Source organism: Paenibacillus sp. 7523-1 (genome assembly GCF_002276415.1).
GTDB classification, from domain to species: domain Bacteria; phylum Bacillota; class Bacilli; order Paenibacillales; family Paenibacillaceae; genus Paenibacillus; species Paenibacillus illinoisensis_A.
In genome coordinates, this window is record NZ_NPBR01000013.1 from 254,003 (window position 1) to 272,738 (window position 18,736).

Genomic DNA, 18,736 nt, shown 5'->3' on the forward strand with positions numbered 1-18,736 from the left:
ATATCCCGATCTTACTCAGTCACACTCTCGTCATCAGGCAAAGCCCATACGGATAAACCTCCGCCACACACATGGAACGTAGCCCAACCGTCCTTCTCAATGGTGATACTATCCTCGCAGCTGTGCGTCAGATCGGTCCATACTTCACCTGCACGATGTTCGCCGACAAACATTCGTTTCTCGCCATCATCCCCGTTCGAGACCACCACCGCGCAACCGGAGCCCTCGATTTCTTCCACGCCGCGGCGTACCCATCCAATGGTATTGGGATGGTCGAAATAATCCTCCTGCTCGCCATAAGCTTTGTTATAACGTGCAGATAGCAGGATATCCAGAATCTCCTTTTTACCCTCAACAGGCTCGGGGCCACCAATACCATAATAATCTCCGTAAAAGACGACCGGATACCCATCACGACGCAACAGGGTCAATGCATACGCGCTGGGTTTAAACCAGTCCCCAATCCACGATTCCAGTGCTTCATGCGGCTGGGAATCATGATTATCGACAAACGTTACAGCATGCGTTGGGTGTGTCTGAACGAGCGTATCATCGAAGATTTTGGACAGGTCGAAGTCTCTGCCTGCCAGTGATGCCTCATGCAGCTTGTAGTGAAGGGACACATCGAACAGATCGATCTGATAATCCACCGTATCCAGGAATTGACGGCAGGCATCAAGATTGGAATTCCAGAACTCCCCTACGATGTAGAAGTCCTGCCCCCGCTTGCGAATCATCTCTGCTGCAAATTCCTTGATGAATTCATGGTTAATATGCTTGATCGCATCCAGGCGGAAACCACTGCATTGCAGCGTGTCGATCAGCCATTTTCCCCATTGGAGCATCTCCTTGCGGACCTCCGGGTGATTGTAGTCGATATTGGCAAACATCAGGTAATCATAGTTGCCGAACTCGTCATCGACATTCTGATTCCATTTCTTGTTCTCTCCTGCGATGCGGAATATGCCGCTCCGTTCTGTCTTGGCATCAAAGTCCGTACCGTTAAAGTGCTCGGATGTCCACTTGAAGGAAGAGTATTGGTCGCCACGACCCGGAAACGTAAATTTGGTCCAGCCTTCGATCTCGAACGGTTTAGATATATCCTTCGTCCGGTCGTTAGGGTCCACTTCGATGACTTTGAACACTTCCTTCTCGTCGGCACCTGCCTTGTGGTTCATCACCAGGTCGACATAGACGGCAACACCGTTTTTCTGACACTCGGCAATGGCATCCACCAATTCCTGTTTGGTACCGTACTTCGTCCGCACACTGCCCTTCTGGTCGAACTCCCCGAGATCGTACAGATCATAGACACCATATCCGGTATCCTCCGGGGTAATAGCTTTGGTCACAGGGGGCACCCATACCGAATCAATGCCTTTGGCTTTCAGCTCCGGAGCCATTTGGGCCAGTCGTTTCCAATGCTTACCGTCTGCAGCCAAATGCCATTCAAAAAACTGCATCATCGTATGATTTCTTTTCATCAAAAACCGACCTCCTTGATTGCTTTCGAAGCGGACGTTGGAACGGATATGTATTCGCCCTTGTTCGTTCGTTTGCTATCCAAGTAATACCCTTTTTGGCCTATGCTTCAATCACCTGCAGAGAAGTTTCCGGTTGAAGGCGAGATGCGCTTGTAGTCCAGCCACTCCTCGGGCAGAAGGGAACGATACGGCTCCTGGGTGAACCGATCATCCACCAATACGAGTACGCCCGTATCCTCTTCTGTCCGAATCAGCCTGCCGCCTGCCTGCAGCACCTTGTTCATCCCCGGAAAAACATAAGCATAATTGAAGCCATTGCGTCCTGAGCGGTCAAAATAGTCACGAAGCACGTTGTTTTCCAGTCCAATCTGCGGAAGCCCTGCACCGACCACAACAACCCCATTGAGACGATCTCCCGGCAGATCCACCCCTTCTGAAAATACGCCGCCCATCACGGCAAATACGAGCCTGGTTCGTACCGGATGCGGCTGGAATGCATTCAGGAATGCCTCCCTTTCCAACTCATTCATGCCTTGTTCCTGCATGACCGTATCGGCCTCACCAGGAAGCTGCATGTAGGTCTCGTAGACTTCACGCATATACGGATATGAAGGGAAAAAGACAAGCAGGTTGCTCCGCGGCCACTCGGATACGAGCTGATGCAGCATGTTAGCAATCGGCTGCCTGGAACGCTGTCGGTCCTTGTAGCGAATGGACAAGGGAAGCAGCCTTACATCCAATTGTTCCCGCTGAAAGGGTGAAGGGATACGCAACGTGTAGTCCTCTTCCTCCGCACCAAGCATGTCCCGGTAATAACCCAGTGGTGACAAGGTTGCCGAGAAATGAATGATGGAACGGAACCCCTTCGCTGTCTGACGGAGCAGCACGGATGGATCAAGACAGAACAGCTTCACTCTCACTTCGCTTCGTACACATTCAGCATACGTGACGAATCGTTCATCATACAGCTTGGCGATACGCAGAAAGTTCTGGGCTGTGAAGTAGGCATCCAGCAGCAGTTGATCCGTCTCGGCATTTCCCGAACCGCCTTCCACAAGATTCTGCTCCGCAACCATGACAAAAGGTTCCAGCAATTCAATTAGTTCTTCCGGCGCCTCCTGCTGCAGCAGCTTACCCTCTTCTCCTCCATTTTTGCGCAGGGTGATCAGGTACTTATCGATAGCTCCCGCATGGTCTGTAATGGCCTTAGCGGCAGCGACACTGCTGCCTAGCGTCTTAAACTCCCTTTTGACATCCAGAAAAACAGCCTTCTCCAGCTCAGCGGAAAACATCATGCGGCCGCGATCGACCAGATTATGCGCCTCATCGACCAGCAGAACCGTCTTGCGTTTCTGCTCCTCCAGCATGCGTTTGAGGGAAATACGCGGGTCGAAAATGTAGTTATAGTCACAGATGACTGCATCGGCCGCATATGCCGCATCCAGTGAAAATTCGAACGGACACACCCGGTGCTTGCGCGCGTACTGTTCAATAACCGGGCGTGTCATCAATGTTTCATGCTCCAGCATATCCAGCACTGCCCCATTAATGCGATCATAATACCCTTCACACATGCCGCACTGTCCGGTATCACAAGCTTCCTCTTCCTTGAAGCAGATCTTGTCCTTGGCAGTCAAACTGATCACGTGCATGTTCAGCCCTTCCGCCTGCATTCTGGCAAAAGCCTCTTCTGCCGCAACACGAGTCGTCGTTCTTGCAGTAAGGTAGAACAATCGACTGGCTTCGCCTTCACCAATTGCCTTCACTGCAGGAAATAAGACGGACATTGTTTTCCCAATTCCGGTCGGTGCCTTGGCCATCAGTCCCTTGCCTTCACGGATAGTCTGATATACTGCGCCTGCCAGCTTGCGCTGCCCTTCCCGATATTTGCGAAAGGGAAACGGCAGTTCTTTAACAGTGACATCCCGCTTCTCTTCATATGCAGCAATCATCTCGGCATAAGGAGCATATCCGGCAATGACCTCAGCAGCAAATTGCTCAAGCTCCTCACGTTCGAGCATGCGCCGATATCTTCTCTCCTGACTATTCACGGTCTGCACATAGGTAAGCTGTACTTGCATTCTTGGCTCATCATGCTGAACGGCATACATATATGCATACATGATGGCCTGCGCCCAGTGGACCGGAAGTCCGTCGCCCAGATCATCCAGGTTGCCGGCTGTAGATTTGATCTCATCCACAGTCAGCTGACCCTCCAGACGAATCAGACCATCACATCGCCCTTCAACTACATAGACCAGGTCTCCATGCCGGATTTCAGCTTCAAGCACAACTTCTTTCAGATCTTCTTCCGTATACTCCTTCTGCACCCGCTGGTGAATTCGGGTTCCCTCCTGCATGGATGCATTGGAGCGGAATCCAGGACGAATACTGCCGCTGCGATATACATATTCAACCAAAGGCCTGACTGATATTCGAATGGTATTTGTCATACGATCACCCGTTCTGTTTTAGTCTTTCTACTTTATCATGAAAAGACCTGGCCAAACCAGCCATTCCGCAGATTGGACTCGTTCCTCCCCATATGCTATGTTGAAGAGGAACGTACATTTAAGGAGGCAGATTCCATGTATATTTATTTGGTTCCTTCCCCGATTCCGGACGTGCTCGCTGCATATCCGCACCTGACCTTGCGGAGCGAAGAACAGGTGCGTCTTGCCATCGAAACGTCTGAACGTCTGCTTCATATTGAGTCAGATGACAGCATAGCCGCATATGAGGCATTTGATGCCGCAGGCTCCTGGACAGGCGGCAGCTTTGCGGTTTTGAATAATATCCCGGTGACGGAAGACGGCCGTGGTGACTTCGAGGATCGGTTCAAAAACCGTGCACGCAAAGTGGAGGACGAGCCAGGTTTTGTCGGTATCCGGGTGCTCCGTCCCCTGAAAGATGATACGTATGTTGTACTTACCCTGTGGGAGTCAGAGGATCACTTCAAAAGCTGGCAGCAGTCTCAGGCCTATAATCATGCCCACCGCAATCGCAGTACAAGTGAAGGGCTGACCGCACAGAAACCAGCCATGTTTCCAAGAGCCTCTTATGTCACGACATATACGATAGAATAGTGGGCAGTCTGACAGACTCAAGTGCCCCACCAGTTTTACTTATGCAGCAGATCACATGGCCTCTCCCTGAATGGGAGGGGCTTTTCTATTGCATACTTTTGACACGACATACCATGAGGTAGCATAATACTTGTTAAATGAAACTTCGGAAGGGAAGGCGGTTATGTTGTCACGCAGTTCACTCACCCGGTTTCTAAGCGGACCGTTTATATTGTTTACCGTGATCATGATTATCAAAAGCTCCCTGGCCTGGATCGTCATTTTCGATGATATCCCGGTCTGGAAACCTTTGCTCACTGAGCTGCCGCTGATCTGGATCTGCTTCTGTCTGATTGAGTGGTTTGCAGCCAAAAGACGGATGTGGGCCTATCTTGCACTGAACCTGGTGCTGTCAGGTATTTTTTTCGCTGCCATTATGTATTACAAATATTATGGGGTCATCGTCAATTATCATGCGCTCGCGCAGGTGAATCAGGTGACGTCGGTGAAGAGCAGCATGTTCTCCCTGCTGGACCCGTATTACTTGTTTATTTTTGCGGATATTCTGATTATTGGCGGCATCCTGATCCGGCGCCGGATCAAGCTCGGCGTTACCGAACGTCCGGGAAAGATACCTCTGGATCGGAGAAGCAGACGCAGAGTCGCCTCCGTTATTCTGATGATTTCCCTGATAATCTGCATGCTGAACATATACCCGAACCGGGCAAGCATGAGCGAAATCACGCAAGCGGAACAAATGGGAATCCTCGGTTACGAGGCTTATACCATTCTGGCGGATCGGCCTGACAAGCCCGTTCCCCTTGATGAAATTGATCAGGATCGAATCGATCAGATCAAACAAACGACAAATCTGGAGGCAATCGTGGATTCGGGGGCAGCTAAAGGCCGAAATGTGATTATCCTCCAGCTGGAATCATTTCAGAATTTCCTGATTGGTCTGAAGGTGGATGGCCAGGAAGTCACGCCACATCTTAACCAGCTTGCACAGGAAAGCCTGTATTTCCCGAACTTCTATCAGCAGGTAGGTCAGGGGAATACATCGGATGCCGAGTTTGTTGTAAACACATCATTCTATACACCGCCAAACGGAGCGGCATCGACGGTCTATGCCGATAAAGCCCTGCCAAGTCTCCCTAAACTATTGTCGTCAAACGGGTATCAGACGGCTACATTCCATTCAAACGATGTTCGTTTCTGGAATCGGGATCAGCTCTACCAGGCGCTTGGTTTTGACCAATATTATGATATCGATTATTTTGGCACAGCGGACTCCATTGCTTTCTCGGCATCGGATGAGGTGCTGTATTCCAAAACGCTCGATAAATTGGAAGAAATGCAGGCAGAGGGCTCGCCCTTCTATGCACAGATCATCTCCATGTCTGCACATCACCCGTACCATTTGCCAGAGAGAAAGGTTAGCCTGACGCTGCCGGAGCGGTACACGGACACCCTGCTTGGCGATTATCTGGTATCCCAGCATTATGCTGATCAGGCGGTGGGACAATTCATCGATGGTTTGAAACAACGCGGACTATGGGAAAACAGCCTGCTGGTGGTATACGGAGACCACCTTGGCCTGCCCATCTACTCGCTGGACCGGGACGATAAAGAGTTAATGAAGGAAATCTATGGCCGGGAGTATACATCTGCGGACATGATTAACATTCCGCTCATCATGACGGCTCCCGGTGTCACGCCTGCAGAGCAGCTGGATCAGATCGGCGGACAGGTGGACATTCTGCCAACGATAGCCGGACTCACAGGAGCATCTCTCCAGGATCAACTGCACTTCGGGCAGGATCTGCTGCGGGAGTCAGGCAATCTGCTGCCGGAACGCTATTACCTGCCTACCGGTTCCGTGCTTAATGATGCCTCATTATTCATTCCGGAGACCGGTTATGGTGACGGAACCCATTACTCGCTTGCCGATGCCGGAAGGCAGGACATCAGGCAGGTGGAGAACCGTTCGGAACCAAAAAAGGAGTCATCGGAAGAGGCAGCTGTTCCGGCAACTGCCACAACGGATGACGACACAGTGTCCTCCTCGGGTTACATTACCAAGGACGAGTATGAGCGTGCTTTGGATCTTATGCATTTGTCCAACAGTTATTTGATTCAATTGCCTGATCGAAATACAAAAAAGTAGCTGGAAGCAATCATCAATCTATTAAAAGAGCCCATGATACAGGAATGGAATCCTGCTTCATGGGCTTTATGCATTTCCAGCCGTTCGCAGGCTGTGTCATGCTGTATATTCAATTCGTAATTACAAAGGCAGCAGCGGCACCGAAGTGCGAGCTTTCAGCTGATCCACCATCGCAAGCCATTCCTGCGGTTTATTCGGCAGGACAGCATAATAGCGATTCAGGAAATCGGCCACCAGGCTGGCTGGCAGCTCCCCTTGCTCCTCATTGCCCGGCATGAAGCAGAGGTCAAGTCCACCCACCGCTTCTCCGTCTCCTTGCCAGGAAGGATGAACGTACGGGAAATCCAGTCGTTGATATCCCAGATGGGACAGCACTTCGCGCCGTACATACGGATCCATGGGCTTAATGCCGCCAAATTCATGATCCTGGCTAAGATACGGGTTATAGATCTCGGCGAACATGCCGAACAGTTCCTTGCCGTTTGCCGCGGCAAGCTGCTGCAGGTCACGCTTCCGGTGGTTGGCAAGGAAACTGCCGATGCCCAAACCTTCGCGGCCGATGATCGTAAAATCTGTCATGGCCACATTCCAGTCTTCGTAGTAGCGGTATTCAGTCGCTCCCACAACGTTCCCTTCATGCACAGCCACAAATACGCGAATGCCGGGGTCTTCCAGCGGTTCCTGCCACAGCGGAAATTCCAGCACTTCCTCAGGCGGGAAAATCTCCTGCATCAGCTTGTGCATTTGGGCAAACAAAGGATCATTAATTGAAGTAATTCGTGTAAATTCCATGGATTCATCTACCTCCAATGTTAAATGTGCTTTATGTCTTGAATGGATTGCGCCATTCCATAAGGGCTGCATAGTTGCAGGACTCCTCATCATCCAGATACTCCGTCGCCACGCCCACCGGCATACGCCCGCAGCGCAGCAGGAATGAGATTACCGGGTCATGTTTCTCGCCGGATACCACCTGCTCCAGGTACGATTCAGCCGTCATTTCATCTGCCACCAGGTGGTACCCGGGCATTCTTCCGGCACCAAGCAGCCGATCGAGCCCCTGTGCAATGACCAGATGATACATGGCCTGCATCATGAGCTGTGCCAGCCCCCACTTGCGAAATTTCGGACGTACACAGAGATCAACAATGTAGAGCGTGTTGCCAGCTGGCTGATGATTGCGAATATACCCGTCATCGGTCACTTCAGCCCACGTGTGGCTTACCGGATGTGAAGGGTCCCATTGAATGCGCAGCGAGGTCATCGATCCCGCCAGCTCACCATCTACCTCAATGCAGATGGCCCCATCCGGGTAATTGGCTACATGACTGGCAAGCTGCTCATGGTTCCAGAGCAGCTCTTCCGGATAAGGCGGAGGAAAGCTCTCGGCCTGGATGCGAATCAGTTCATCGAAGTCAGCCTCCTGATACGTACGAACGACAGCTTTTACGGGCTTACCGTGCTTATCCGGACCGGTAATCAACATTTCTTTTTGATACATGCTGATAATCTCCTCCTCCCAACAGACAATACGGGTAGTTCAAGCCTCAAACTACTCCCAGTCGGTATATAGATCGGTGCGGCGGTCACGCCAGGTCGTTACAGATCCACGCTCACGTACTTCATAGAGCAAATCCAGATCCAGATCTGCTGTTACGATCATATCATCGTTAATCTCACCTTCGGCCAGGATACCGCGCGGCGGGAACGGGACATCATTCGGCGTAATGATGGCAGCCTGTCCGTAGTTGGCACGCATGAAGTCCACTGTCGGCAGATTGCCTACTGTTCCGGTCAGTACAACATAAACCTGATTCTCCACTGCACGCGCATGACTTGTATAGCGCACCCGGTAGAATCCGTGCCGATCATCCGTGCAGGAAGGACAGAAGATGACGTCAGCTCCTTTGGCTTTTGCCATACGCACAATTTCCGGGAACTCTATATCGTAACAGGTTAGCATCGCAATTCTGCCTTTATCCGTGTCGAAAACTTCAAGGCCATCACCCGGTGCCATATTCCATTCCTGTACTTCGGTCGGTGTAATATGGATCTTGGCCTGGCGTGCAATACGACCATCCGGATAGAACATGTGGGCGGTATTATACAATTTCCCTTCACGCCGGATGACATGGGTTCCCCCGATCAGATGCATGTTGTACTTCGCTGCCAGGGATGTAAACAGCTGTTCATACTGCTCCGTAAAATCTGGCAAGTCCTCAATAGTCAGCGCGTTGCCCTTACCGTCACCAATGGACATGAGCTGAGTTGTAAAAAATTCAGGGAACAGCACAAATTCAGTTCCGAATTCGTCGGCTGTCCGTATGTAATGCTCGGCTTGAGCAGCAAACTGCTCAAAGGAGCTGATGGTTTGCAATTGGTACTGTACAGCGGATACCCGCAATTTCATGTTTCTCCACCTCCATCATTATTCTGCTCTCATTGTATCAACGATATGAAGTAATTTCTATTTCCTTTCTTCGCTCAACATCGCCTTGGTGAAACCGATCCATTCCCTTGTGGCAAAAGAAAGATAACGGTCCTTGCGCCAGATCATGCCGAGCTGCCATGGGATCACAGGTTCCACAACAGGCATAATGCGTACACGCATATGATCCACTTCACGGCAGATGGTCTCGGGGAGTAATGCCACACCCAGGTTGGCCGCAACCATTGCACTGAGCAAATCCCACTGGGAGCTCTCATAGACAACCCTCGGCTGGAATCCTACATGCTGACAGGCAGCAATGATCCGATCATGCAGGGCAAAATCCTCCCTGAATAGCACAAAGGCATCATGCTCCAGTTCAAGCAGGGCAACCGATTCTTTGCCTGCCAGCGGATGCGAAGGGTGAACGAGCAGATTCAGCTTTTCTTCCACGAACACAAAATGATCGAGCAGCTCATCCACCGTCGGCAGCACAGCCACACCAATGTCCAGTGCACCACTGATGACGTCGGCCTCTACCTTTTTCGCACCATCCTCAAACAGTTGAATGCTCACTTGCGGATAGGCCTTATGAAATTCACCGATGATCATGGGAAAAAAGCTCGAGCCTACCATAGGTGGCAGTCCGATGCGCAGATGTCCCTTCTTCAGGTTCATCAGATCATCGAGTTCCGACGACAAGCTGCGAAACGATTTTTCAATTTCCAGTGCCTGCCGAAAAAAAACATGCCCTGCATCGGTCAATTCGACTCTCTTGCCGTACCGATCCAGCAGCGTAACCCCCAGCTCATCTTCAAGACTTTTCACGGTTTTGCTGATGGTTGGCTGCGTGATAAACAGCACCTCGGCTGCCTTGGTAAAGCTCTGCTGCCTGGCGACTTCCAGAAAATATTGCAAATGGCGGATATCCATCGTCTGATTCCAGCCTCTCATAGATAAATGGAATAGAAAACATTCTTAATATGCATTTTACTCATGAAAGAATGCGATGTAAAATTTGTAACAAGAAAGTGTGTTTCCATTCATTTTCATAAACAATCAAAACAATTACGTTGATGATATAAGGAGGAATTGAAGTGAAAAAATGGGGACTTGGTATATTGCAGGTTGCTCTCCTCATGGCCTTTTCACTGCTCATGGACCAGTTGGCCCGTGCTCTCCATTTGCCTGTGCCGGGTTCGATAATCGGTATGGTTGTACTGTTTATTTTGCTTCAGACTCGGGTCGTGAAGCTGCGCTGGATTGAAGTCGGAGCCGCATGGCTGCTCGGAGAACTGCTGCTGTTCTTCATTCCTTCAGCCGTTGGCATCATGAATTACATGCCCATGCTTGAACATGACGGACTGCAGATTCTGTTCATCGTCCTGCTGAGTACATTTCTGGTTATGGCCTGCACCGGCCTGGTTGCTACACGAATCGCCAAACGAAAGGAGCGTCACACCGGATGATTGGATTTCTCTGCTTGTTGTTAACTGTCGGTATTTACTTGATTGCCAAACGCATGTATCGCCAATTGCCCAAGGTTTATCTGTCTCCACTGCTAATCACGCCCCTGCTTGTCGTTGGCGTTCTGCTTGCGACCGGGACAGATTATGCAGATTACAGCAGCGGCGGCAAATGGCTTAGTCTTCTGCTGCAACCGGCTACGGTAGCTTTTGCAGTACCGCTCTATACCTTTTTCCATGTGCTTAAAAAGCATATATCCGAGATTGTCTTCAGTGTCATGACCGGATCAGTGGTGGCCGTACTCTCGTCAGCCCTGCTCGCCAAATGGCTTCAGCTGGACTCCGGGCTGATTCACAGCCTGATTCCGCGTTCCATTACAACTCCGATTGCCATGAATGTCTCGGCTACCATTGGGGGTATCCCCGCTGTTACTGCGGTTTTTGTCATCATGACCGGTTTGCTTGGTGCGATTATGGGTCCTTCTATCGTTAAAATGCTCCGTATTGATGGAGAGATTGCCCGCGGAACCCTGCTCGGAACGGGTGCCCACGGCACAGGGACTTCCAAGGCTTTTGAGCTCAGTTCCCTGACAGGAACCATCTCCAGTATCTCCATGGTACTCGCTGCATTGTTCACTCTAGCGGTGGCACCTATTCTTTCTAAACTTATTTTCCCATAATAGATAGAATTGTCCCTATTATTTGAAATATTATTGTTGTATTAAAGCCCTTTCTTCCTTACAATAAGGACATGTTTTATAAGCGAATATTGCGGGGGAGATGCGATGAAAAGAACCGGAATGAAGAGATCTCTGGACCGCCTTGGACGAATTGTCCTTCCCAAAGAAATGCGGGATACGATGGAAATCCATATCGGCGATCCGCTTGAGTTTTTCATTGAAGGGAAAGAGTTGATTTTGAGAAAGTACAAATCAACGTTGTGTGTGTTTTGCGGTGATATGGATACGGATATGTATTTCAAAGAGCAATTCATCTGCCGGACGTGTGCTGTTCAATTAAAACACCCGGATGACACTCCCGAATGGTTCGTTCCTCAGAACAAACAGGCTCCTGCAGCCGTGGAGCGTCCTGCTTCCGATTCCGCCAAAGTCTCGTCTCCAACATGGGATGAGGGAACTGTACCTGCCAGCACTGAGTATCCTGACCTGCGGCCCAAGACGGCTCGCATGCTGCAACAGATGAAAGAAATTGTTGAACAGAATCCTGGTTTGGCTCAGCAGCAGATTGCGGAAAAGCTTGGTATTAGCCAAGGACGCGTCTCCCAATTAAAGAAATTGCTATAATATGATTTCATTTTATTATTTATAATCAGGAGATCTTCCGATGAGGAAGTCCTACTGCAAGAGAACCCTGTGTATGTGTGGGTTCTTCTTTTTTTCCTCTAAAGAAAAATGAATTACATGAAGGCATCGTAAAAGAGGGCAACTGTTTTGGCAGCCGCCCTCTTTGATTATTCAATCTATACGTTGCTCTATCTAGGTTACGCCTGAATGACTTCCAGGACCTCTTCTTCCTCCAGCTTGCGCATACCGATCGCCAGAACGACAATATTGGCAACGAGCAAGATTGCCGGAAGCGCAACTGCCCCGTATTGTCCGTAGATCAGATGACTTCCGAGTGCACCAATCAGAATAAATGTCAGCACACCTGCTGCTACCATGCGGGTACGCGGGATCAATAAACCTACTGCACTAAGCAGTTCTACCGCGCCGAGCAGATACATCGTCCACTTGGGATACGAGAAGCTCTCGAACGTCTGCACCATCATCTCAGCACCCATTACCTTGTTAAGCCCCGTCATCACAAATACACCTGCAAGCACCACCAGAAAAATATATCCAATAACTCTCATTATGTATGTTCCTCCTGTAACTGATCTAAAGATTAGATGAAAAGAAAAGCTGGAGCATCTTGTCTGCTGCACATGCCGAATTCAATTCAAATCTGCAAGATGCTAAATCTATGTCAAAGCCGTCTTGCGACGACTCAGTTTTCAAGCCAACACGTGAACGAATAATTGGTCCATATCTATCTATTAGGTATTATTAGATACTGGCTTACTTTTATGAAGTGAGTATATAATAATAAGATTATTTATTCAAGTAATTTTTTGATAAATAGTGTATAATACATACAAAAGGGTTGTTGCATGGATTTTTGCCGTAACCTTTATGAATGAATGCTTCTTATTTTTCGTCAGAGTGGCGGTAAGCCAGGCACTTTTTTTATATACAAGACAGTTAGACCATTCCAACATTGTTATGCGAATTGAGGTGAACACGTTGAAGCTGAGAAAAGCAAAATCACCAAGTCCCTGTTTGATCACACAAGCTATGGACATCATTGGTAAGAAGTGGGTTCTGCTGATCATGTATCAGCTGCTCTCCGGACCTAAACGCTTCACAGAGCTGGAAGCGGAAATGGCCATTAGCGGCCGTCTGTTATCCGAGCGTTTGAAGGAAATGGAGATGGAAGGCATCGTAACCCGTCATATGTATCCTGAAATTCCGCCACGGGTTGAATACGAGCTGACTCCCAAAGGCAAGGCTATTGAGCCGGTGATCAACCAAATTTATGGCTGGTCCTCCGACTGGCTGAAACGATAGCAATGCAGATCCCTTTAATCTAAAACACCAAAAGCCTGAATAGGTGCTGATCTTCTCCAGATCAGCTTCCCATTCAGGCTTTTTTCTTGAATTACCATATAACTATTGAAATAAATTAATGTGAAAGGTTTCTAATAGGCTTCAGCTGCACCGGCAGACCGGAATCGGCAGATGCCAGCGCTGCTGTTGTAATCTCCTGAGTACGGCAGGCATCCGCGTAATCAGACAGAATCCGCGTACGGTCACCCGTCCGAAGAGCATGAATGAATGCCTCGTTCTCCCGTTCATACGGGTTATGTCCTGCCGGAATCTCCTGACCTGCCATTGCGTGAGCAGCAGCACTCGGCAGCAGCAGACGGTCCGGTGTCCAGTCCCATACTCCCGCTTCCGTGTAGAACTGAAGTCCGGCACCACCTTCTCCATCCGGCAGCAGACATGTATTGGCAATGCTCGCAATGGCACCGCTCTCCAGCTTAAGCGTAACATTCGCTACATCTGCCACGGTAACATGATCGTGCTTCTCATGCATCACACGCTGGGCTGCTGCAGCATATACCTCAGTAACTTCTCCTGCACAGTACCGGAGCAGATCCACAATATGTGTTGTCTGCTCGACAAACTGTCCTCCGGATCCTTCCTGACGGCGCCACCAGGCTACGCCTGGCATACCACCCATCCAGCGTCCAAGTGCCATGCCGATCGTCTGATCCTTCATTGCCCCCCGAAGCACCTGGGCTGCTTCCTGATAGCGGAAGTGATAACCTACCGAAGTAAGCAAACCTGTATCCTTCACCTGATCTAAAATCTTGCGCGGAATATCCATTCCTGTACTTAGTGGTTTCTCTACAAGGAAAGGGATGCCGCGACGAATCAGTTCCAATTCGATTGAACCATGCGACATTGGCGGAACGCAGATGTAAACTGCATCCAGCTTCTCCCCGTCCAGCATATGTTCAAGCTCGCTGTAGCCAGCTGCATCATACACGGAAGCCATGGCCTCAGCTTTCTCCAAGGTGGTCCCGAGCACACTTGCCACACGGACGCTTTCCATTCGTGCCAAAATATCTGCATGTACTTTGCTGAACCAGCCTGTTCCAATGATGCCGATCTGTAACGTCATGGATGTAATCCCCTCTCTTTGTTACGCGCTTACATGTTCCATTCGACCCCATCATACAAAATCCTGCATTATATTTTGCCAGATGCCCCCAATATCAGCTGGTCCAGCTCTTGTTCATACCCTGTTCTCTGCTCATCCGTCCAGTACAGCCGATCATTCATGTATTGGATAACTGCCGACTTATACTGACGCACCTCTTCAATTCGGAAAAATAAATCGCCTGTTCGTCGCACCAAGAAGTCTGCCGGGGTTACGGCCATTTCTTCCTCAATTGCATAATTCAGCATGAGCAGCAGTTCCTGCGGCATGCCATGCAGTTCGGCCGCCTTGGCCCGTGGATCAGGCAACCGGTCATACAGGGCATCCACATTGGATCCATAGGTACGAGCCAGCCGCTCTGCAGCTTGCCGATTGAGTCCGAGCGCTACCCCATCCTTAATCTTGCGCTCTATATAGACAGAATACCCTGCTGAGCCACCAACGTCCCCACCGGAAATCGGCATCTTCTTCGTTATGCAGGGCCCAATCGATTTCCCTGTTTCCTGTTTCAGCTCCCGGGCAGCCAGATCCACGACCATTTCAGCCATTTTGCGATACCCGGTCAGCTTTCCCCCCGCAATGGTGATCAATCCGGAGGGGGAGACCCATACTTCATCCTTGCGCGAGATTTCGGAAGGACTCTTGCCTTCCTCATGGATTAATGGACGTATGCCAGCCCAGCCTGATTCCACATCTTCGGCACGAATCTGAATATCTGGAAACATACCATTTACCGCATCGATTACATAATTCCGATCTGCTTCAGAGATCAGAGGATGCGCCGGGTCATCTCGGAAAACAGTATCGGTGGTACCCACGTATGTTTTGCCATCACGCGGAACTGCGAAAACCATTCGCCCATCAGGGGTATCAAAATATACAGCTTGCCGAAGAGGAAACCTTGACCCGTCGAATACCAAATGAATGCCTTTAGTCATTTGCAGTGTCTTGCCCTGACGTGAACCATCTACCTTGCGGAGCTCATCCACCCATGGACCCGAAGCATTGATTACCTTGCTTGCCCTTAATTGAACACGCTCGCCTGTGATCTGGTCCGTGGCCTGGATGCCAATGATCTTTCCGTTTTCCTTTACAAATCCGTCTGCTTTTACATAATTCACAGCTTGGGCTCCACGCTTTACCGCTTCTTTCATCACTTCAATGGTAAGCCGTGCATCATCCGTCCGGTATTCCACATATAACCCACCACCCAGCAGTCCATCTCGGCGCAGCAAAGGTTCGCTGTCCGAGACAGCTCCAGCATTAAGCATCGTACGGCGCTCGCTGCGCTTCACACCCGCGAGCCGGTCATACACCATCAAACCAATGGATGTGCTGAAGCGCCCAAACGTACCTCCCGTATAGATGGGCAGGAGCATCGGCTCCGGTGTCGTCACATGAGGTCCATTTTCATAGACAATTGCCCGTTCGCGACCTACCTCAGCCACCATTTTCATTTCGAATTGCTTCAGATATCGTAAACCTCCGTGGACCAGTTTGGTTGAACGACTGGACGTGCCCGCTGCAAAATCCTGCATTTCAACCAGCGCAGTCTTCAGTCCGCGGGACACAGCATCAAGGGCAATGCCTGCCCCAGTGATCCCTCCGCCTATAACCAATATGTCAAAATGTGCATTCGCCATGGATTGTAGATACTCGCCGCGCATCGCTGCCGAGAAAGGTGAAGTCATCGGTATTCCTCCCATTCATTGCCTTTATTTTTGCTAACCCATCCTCAAAAAAGAACAAAAAAAAGACCACGTCATTCGCTGCAGCAATTGCTGAGCGGTACGTGGTCTCTCCCGATCTCCAGACATCATTTTTTAACTTGTGCCTTAATCCTATCACACATTTTGGGTGGCGTGAAGGCCTGAAATGACACATTATTCAAAAAAATTTCAAAAAGTTGTTCTGCCCAAGGACGTAATTTCAAACTGATCCACTAACCTCTTTATTTTCCTAATCATGGATATATGCATTTCGTTCTCCAGGAAAATATCCCCTGTAAGTTATGCATCTTTTTCCACCAATAATTATCATGTATTGAATTTGTTTAATGAAAAAGTACAAATAGCTAAATCTTCATATTCCTACTTATTTGAAGGCCATCGCAGCCTTCACTGCTCGCTGCCAACCGGTGTACAGATCATTTCTGGTATCCTCTTCCATCAGCGGATTGAATACACGCTCCGTGTTCTCATGATCCTTCAGTTCATCGGCACTTTCCCAGTAACCGACAGCAAGACCTGCCAAATAAGCAGCCCCTAGAGCCGTTGTCTCGTTCACCGTTGGGCGCTCAACCGGTATGCCCAGAATGTCGCTCTGGAATTGCATCAGAAAGTCATTGGCCGCTGCGCCGCCATCGACGCGTAACGAATCGACAGCAATCCCCGAATCGGATTCCATAGCCGCCAGGACATCCTTGGTTTGATACGCCAGCGCTTCAAGCGTCGCTCGAATAAAATGTTCCTTCGTGGAGCCGCGTGTCAGACCGAATACGGCACCCTTCACCTCGCTGTCCCAATACGGACTACCTAGCCCCACGAAGGCCGGTACCATATACACACCGTCTGTGGAAGGTACCCGTGCAGCATAATCCTCACTATCCTTGGAGGAACGCAGCATCCGTAATCCGTCACGAAGCCACTGAATGGCGGAACCCGCCACAAAAATGCTGCCTTCAAGTGCATACTCTACCTTGCCATTAACACCCCAGGCGATCGTTGTGATCAATCCATGATCCGACTTTACCGGATCTTTCCCGGTATTCATGAGCATGAAGCACCCGGTACCATATGTGTTTTTCATACTGCCCTTGTGATAACATCCCTGACCAAATAAAGCTGCCTGCTGATCCCCCGCTGCGCCAGCAATGGGAACCCGGTGGCCGAAGAAATGATAATCCATCGTGTGCGCATACACTTCAGAGGAACCTCGTACTTCCGGCAGCATCGCTTTTGGAATATCGAGAATACGGAGCAGTTCGTCATCCCATTGCAGATCATAGATGTTGTACATCAATGTACGGGAAGCATTGGATACGTCCGTTACATGGGTACCTCCGCTGAGCTTCCAGATCAGCCAGCTGTCGATCGTGCCAAATAGCAGTTCTCCCTGCTCCGCACGTTCACGTGCTCCTGGCACATGGTCCAGAACCCACTTGACTTTTGTACCGGAAAAATAGGGATCAATAAGCAGTCCCGTTTTTTCACGAAAAAGGTTAGCCAGTCCCTTCGTCTTCAGCTCATCACAGATATCAGCAGTTTGTCTCGACTGCCAGACTACGGCATTATAGATGGGGCGGCCAGTTTCCTTGTCCCACACCACAACCGTCTCGCGCTGGTTCGTAATCCCGATGCCGGCAATCTGGGCAGGCTTAATTCCGCTCTCTGCCAAGCATGAAGCCATAACCGCAAGAATGGAGCTCCAGATTTCATTCGCATTCTGTTCGACCCAGCCTGGTTTGGGGAAATACTGCGGAAACTCCTGCTGGGCAATATGTACAATCTCCCCATTGTGGTTAAACAGGATAGCCCGTGAACTCGTGGTTCCCTGATCAAGGGCCATAATATACTTTTCCATATCGACAACCTCCTGTAAGCATATTGCATTATTCGATATCACAGGTGCCTGATTGACAGATGCAATAATGTTGAAACTATGCTATTGTTTCGGTTCTGTAAGCGATTCCCCAAAATGTCGGATCAGGTCAAAATTGGACGTCGTCACCGCTGTTGCCCCGGCCTGCAGCGCGAGCTCAACCTCTTGGGCAGACCGGATCAGCCCTCCGGCAATAATGGGAATCCCAGTCCGTTCCGCTACCTCGGTAATAATATGCGGAATAACGCCAGGAAGCACTTCAATATAATCCGGCTGTGTCTTCGTCAGCAGTTGATAACTTTTCTCCAACGCATTTGTATCTAGCAAAAACACCCGCTGAATCGCGGTGATCCCCTTTTGTTTCGCCTTTTGAATTACTGTCGCCCGTGTAGAGATCAAACCCGCCGGTCGAATATGCTGACACAAATATTCTGCCGCGTACTCATCGTTCTTCAGCCCTTGGACTAGATCGGCATGCAGCAGGATTTTTTTGCTTCGCCGCCTTGCCTCATCCAGCAAACTCTCCAGCTGGGCAATGTGGGTATCCAGCAAAACCCCATAAATGTAGGGGCCATCAATAATCGCTTCGAACTGCTTCATGCTCTTGGCAGCGGGTAACATGCTCTGTCCCTCAAATGGCACCATCGTTCCTCCTGCATCATTCAGATTGCCTATATTGTATAATCCGTATGGTAGATCGGCAAGCAGAGCCCGGCATCAGGAAGCATCCCCATGGTGTT

17 protein-coding genes are annotated in these 18,736 nt (G+C 49.8%); 6 read left to right on the forward strand and 11 right to left on the reverse strand.

Features of this window, described 5'->3' with window-relative positions; all coding sequences use genetic code 11:
• Nucleotides 1–11: 11 nt before the first annotated feature.
• Entirely contained in the window at nucleotides 12–1,484 is a 1,473-nt protein-coding gene (locus CHH60_RS16220; RefSeq protein WP_095360110.1) for an alpha-amylase, read from the reverse strand.
• 107 nt (nucleotides 1,485–1,591) lie between these two features.
• The gene (locus tag CHH60_RS16225; protein ID WP_095360111.1) at nucleotides 1,592–3,937 is read right to left on the reverse strand and encodes a helicase C-terminal domain-containing protein; all 2,346 of its coding nucleotides are present in this window, start codon (nucleotides 3,935–3,937) and stop codon (nucleotides 1,592–1,594) included.
• A 135-nt stretch (nucleotides 3,938–4,072) separates the two neighbouring features.
• On the opposite strand from CHH60_RS16225, the gene CHH60_RS30485 reads away from it, so the two are divergent.
• Entirely contained in the window at nucleotides 4,073–4,570 is a 498-nt protein-coding gene (locus CHH60_RS30485; protein ID WP_095360112.1) for an antibiotic biosynthesis monooxygenase family protein, read from the forward strand.
• Nucleotides 4,571–4,733: 163 nt separating this feature from the next.
• The gene (locus CHH60_RS16235) at nucleotides 4,734–6,716 is read left to right on the forward strand and encodes an LTA synthase family protein (RefSeq protein WP_441339401.1); all 1,983 of its coding nucleotides are present in this window, start codon (nucleotides 4,734–4,736) and stop codon (nucleotides 6,714–6,716) included.
• A 120-nt stretch (nucleotides 6,717–6,836) separates the two neighbouring features.
• Here the strand turns inward: CHH60_RS16235 and CHH60_RS16240 are convergent, their stop codons facing one another.
• The 4 genes from CHH60_RS16240 to cidR are packed head-to-tail and all read right to left on the reverse strand — an operon-like array spanning nucleotide 6,837 to nucleotide 10,077.
• Nucleotides 6,837–7,508 carry a GNAT family acetyltransferase gene (locus CHH60_RS16240; protein ID WP_095360113.1) on the reverse strand — a complete coding sequence of 224 codons (672 nt, stop codon included), beginning with the start codon at nucleotides 7,506–7,508 and terminating at the stop codon, nucleotides 6,837–6,839.
• Nucleotides 7,509–7,539: 31 nt separating this feature from the next.
• The gene (locus CHH60_RS16245; RefSeq protein WP_095360114.1) at nucleotides 7,540–8,217 is read right to left on the reverse strand and encodes a GNAT family N-acetyltransferase; all 678 of its coding nucleotides are present in this window, start codon (nucleotides 8,215–8,217) and stop codon (nucleotides 7,540–7,542) included.
• Nucleotides 8,218–8,268: 51 nt separating this feature from the next.
• A complete protein-coding gene (locus tag CHH60_RS16250; RefSeq protein ID WP_095290949.1) occupies nucleotides 8,269–9,126 on the reverse strand; it encodes a carbon-nitrogen hydrolase family protein in 858 nt (285 codons plus the stop codon).
• A gap of 57 nt (nucleotides 9,127–9,183) precedes the next feature.
• The gene (gene cidR / locus CHH60_RS16255) at nucleotides 9,184–10,077 is read right to left on the reverse strand and encodes a cidABC operon transcriptional activator CidR (protein ID WP_095360115.1); all 894 of its coding nucleotides are present in this window, start codon (nucleotides 10,075–10,077) and stop codon (nucleotides 9,184–9,186) included.
• Between the two features lie 164 nt (nucleotides 10,078–10,241).
• Here cidR and CHH60_RS16260 point away from each other — a divergent pair, with 164 nt between their 5' ends.
• The 3 genes from CHH60_RS16260 (at nucleotide 10,242) to CHH60_RS16270 (ending at nucleotide 11,914) form a co-directional block, all read left to right on the forward strand.
• The gene (locus CHH60_RS16260; protein ID WP_095360116.1) at nucleotides 10,242–10,613 is read left to right on the forward strand and encodes a CidA/LrgA family protein; all 372 of its coding nucleotides are present in this window, start codon (nucleotides 10,242–10,244) and stop codon (nucleotides 10,611–10,613) included.
• A complete protein-coding gene (locus CHH60_RS16265) occupies nucleotides 10,610–11,290 on the forward strand; it encodes a CidB/LrgB family autolysis modulator (protein ID WP_095290944.1) in 681 nt (226 codons plus the stop codon). Before CHH60_RS16260 ends, CHH60_RS16265 begins: the two co-directional genes overlap by 4 nt.
• 105 nt (nucleotides 11,291–11,395) lie before the next feature.
• Nucleotides 11,396–11,914, forward strand: a complete 519-nt coding sequence (locus CHH60_RS16270; RefSeq protein WP_095360117.1) for an AbrB/MazE/SpoVT family DNA-binding domain-containing protein — start codon at nucleotides 11,396–11,398, stop codon at nucleotides 11,912–11,914.
• Nucleotides 11,915–12,111: 197 nt separating this feature from the next.
• Here CHH60_RS16270 and CHH60_RS16275 read toward each other — a convergent pair whose 3' ends face one another.
• A complete protein-coding gene (locus tag CHH60_RS16275) occupies nucleotides 12,112–12,483 on the reverse strand; it encodes a DoxX family protein (RefSeq protein ID WP_095360118.1) in 372 nt (123 codons plus the stop codon).
• A 481-nt stretch (nucleotides 12,484–12,964) separates the two neighbouring features.
• Here CHH60_RS16275 and CHH60_RS16280 point away from each other — a divergent pair, with 481 nt between their 5' ends.
• Complete coding sequence (locus tag CHH60_RS16280; RefSeq protein WP_236146850.1) at nucleotides 12,965–13,237, forward strand: winged helix-turn-helix transcriptional regulator; 273 nt, start codon at nucleotides 12,965–12,967, stop codon at nucleotides 13,235–13,237.
• 115 nt (nucleotides 13,238–13,352) lie between these two features.
• Here the strand turns inward: CHH60_RS16280 and CHH60_RS16285 are convergent, their stop codons facing one another.
• The 4 genes from CHH60_RS16285 to CHH60_RS16300 all read right to left on the reverse strand — a co-directional run bounded on the left by CHH60_RS16285 (nucleotide 13,353) and on the right by CHH60_RS16300 (nucleotide 18,638).
• Nucleotides 13,353–14,357, reverse strand: coding sequence for a Gfo/Idh/MocA family protein (locus tag CHH60_RS16285; RefSeq protein ID WP_095360119.1), 1,005 nt, complete (start codon nucleotides 14,355–14,357; stop codon nucleotides 13,353–13,355).
• Between the two features lie 68 nt (nucleotides 14,358–14,425).
• A complete protein-coding gene (locus tag CHH60_RS16290; RefSeq protein WP_095360120.1) occupies nucleotides 14,426–16,087 on the reverse strand; it encodes a glycerol-3-phosphate dehydrogenase/oxidase in 1,662 nt (553 codons plus the stop codon).
• Nucleotides 16,088–16,490: 403 nt separating this feature from the next.
• Nucleotides 16,491–17,978, reverse strand: a complete 1,488-nt coding sequence (gene glpK, locus CHH60_RS16295; protein ID WP_095360121.1) for a glycerol kinase GlpK — start codon at nucleotides 17,976–17,978, stop codon at nucleotides 16,491–16,493.
• Nucleotides 17,979–18,059: 81 nt separating this feature from the next.
• A complete protein-coding gene (locus CHH60_RS16300; protein ID WP_095360329.1) occupies nucleotides 18,060–18,638 on the reverse strand; it encodes a glycerol-3-phosphate responsive antiterminator in 579 nt (192 codons plus the stop codon).
• Nucleotides 18,639–18,736: the final 98 nt, after the last annotated feature.

Coding starts and splice junctions, on each gene's coding strand:
- CHH60_RS16265 (WP_095290944.1), top strand. CDS start 10,610: ATGATTGGATTTCTCTGCTTGTTGTTAACTGTCGGTATTTACTTGATT.
- CHH60_RS16220 (WP_095360110.1), bottom strand. CDS start 1,484: ATGAAAAGAAATCATACGATGATGCAGTTTTTTGAATGGCATTTGGCT.
- CHH60_RS30485 (WP_095360112.1), top strand. CDS start 4,073: ATGTATATTTATTTGGTTCCTTCCCCGATTCCGGACGTGCTCGCTGCA.
- CHH60_RS16280 (WP_236146850.1), top strand. CDS start 12,965: ATGGACATCATTGGTAAGAAGTGGGTTCTGCTGATCATGTATCAGCTG.
- CHH60_RS16235 (WP_441339401.1), top strand. CDS start 4,734: ATGTTGTCACGCAGTTCACTCACCCGGTTTCTAAGCGGACCGTTTATA.
- CHH60_RS16275 (WP_095360118.1), bottom strand. CDS start 12,483: ATGAGAGTTATTGGATATATTTTTCTGGTGGTGCTTGCAGGTGTATTT.
- CHH60_RS16290 (WP_095360120.1), bottom strand. CDS start 16,087: ATGACTTCACCTTTCTCGGCAGCGATGCGCGGCGAGTATCTACAATCC.
- CHH60_RS16285 (WP_095360119.1), bottom strand. CDS start 14,357: ATGACGTTACAGATCGGCATCATTGGAACAGGCTGGTTCAGCAAAGTA.
- CHH60_RS16270 (WP_095360117.1), top strand. CDS start 11,396: ATGAAAAGAACCGGAATGAAGAGATCTCTGGACCGCCTTGGACGAATT.
- glpK (WP_095360121.1), bottom strand. CDS start 17,978: ATGGAAAAGTATATTATGGCCCTTGATCAGGGAACCACGAGTTCACGG.
- CHH60_RS16225 (WP_095360111.1), bottom strand. CDS start 3,937: ATGACAAATACCATTCGAATATCAGTCAGGCCTTTGGTTGAATATGTA.
- cidR (WP_095360115.1), bottom strand. CDS start 10,077: ATGGATATCCGCCATTTGCAATATTTTCTGGAAGTCGCCAGGCAGCAG.
- CHH60_RS16240 (WP_095360113.1), bottom strand. CDS start 7,508: ATGGAATTTACACGAATTACTTCAATTAATGATCCTTTGTTTGCCCAA.
- CHH60_RS16245 (WP_095360114.1), bottom strand. CDS start 8,217: ATGTATCAAAAAGAAATGTTGATTACCGGTCCGGATAAGCACGGTAAG.
- CHH60_RS16250 (WP_095290949.1), bottom strand. CDS start 9,126: ATGAAATTGCGGGTATCCGCTGTACAGTACCAATTGCAAACCATCAGC.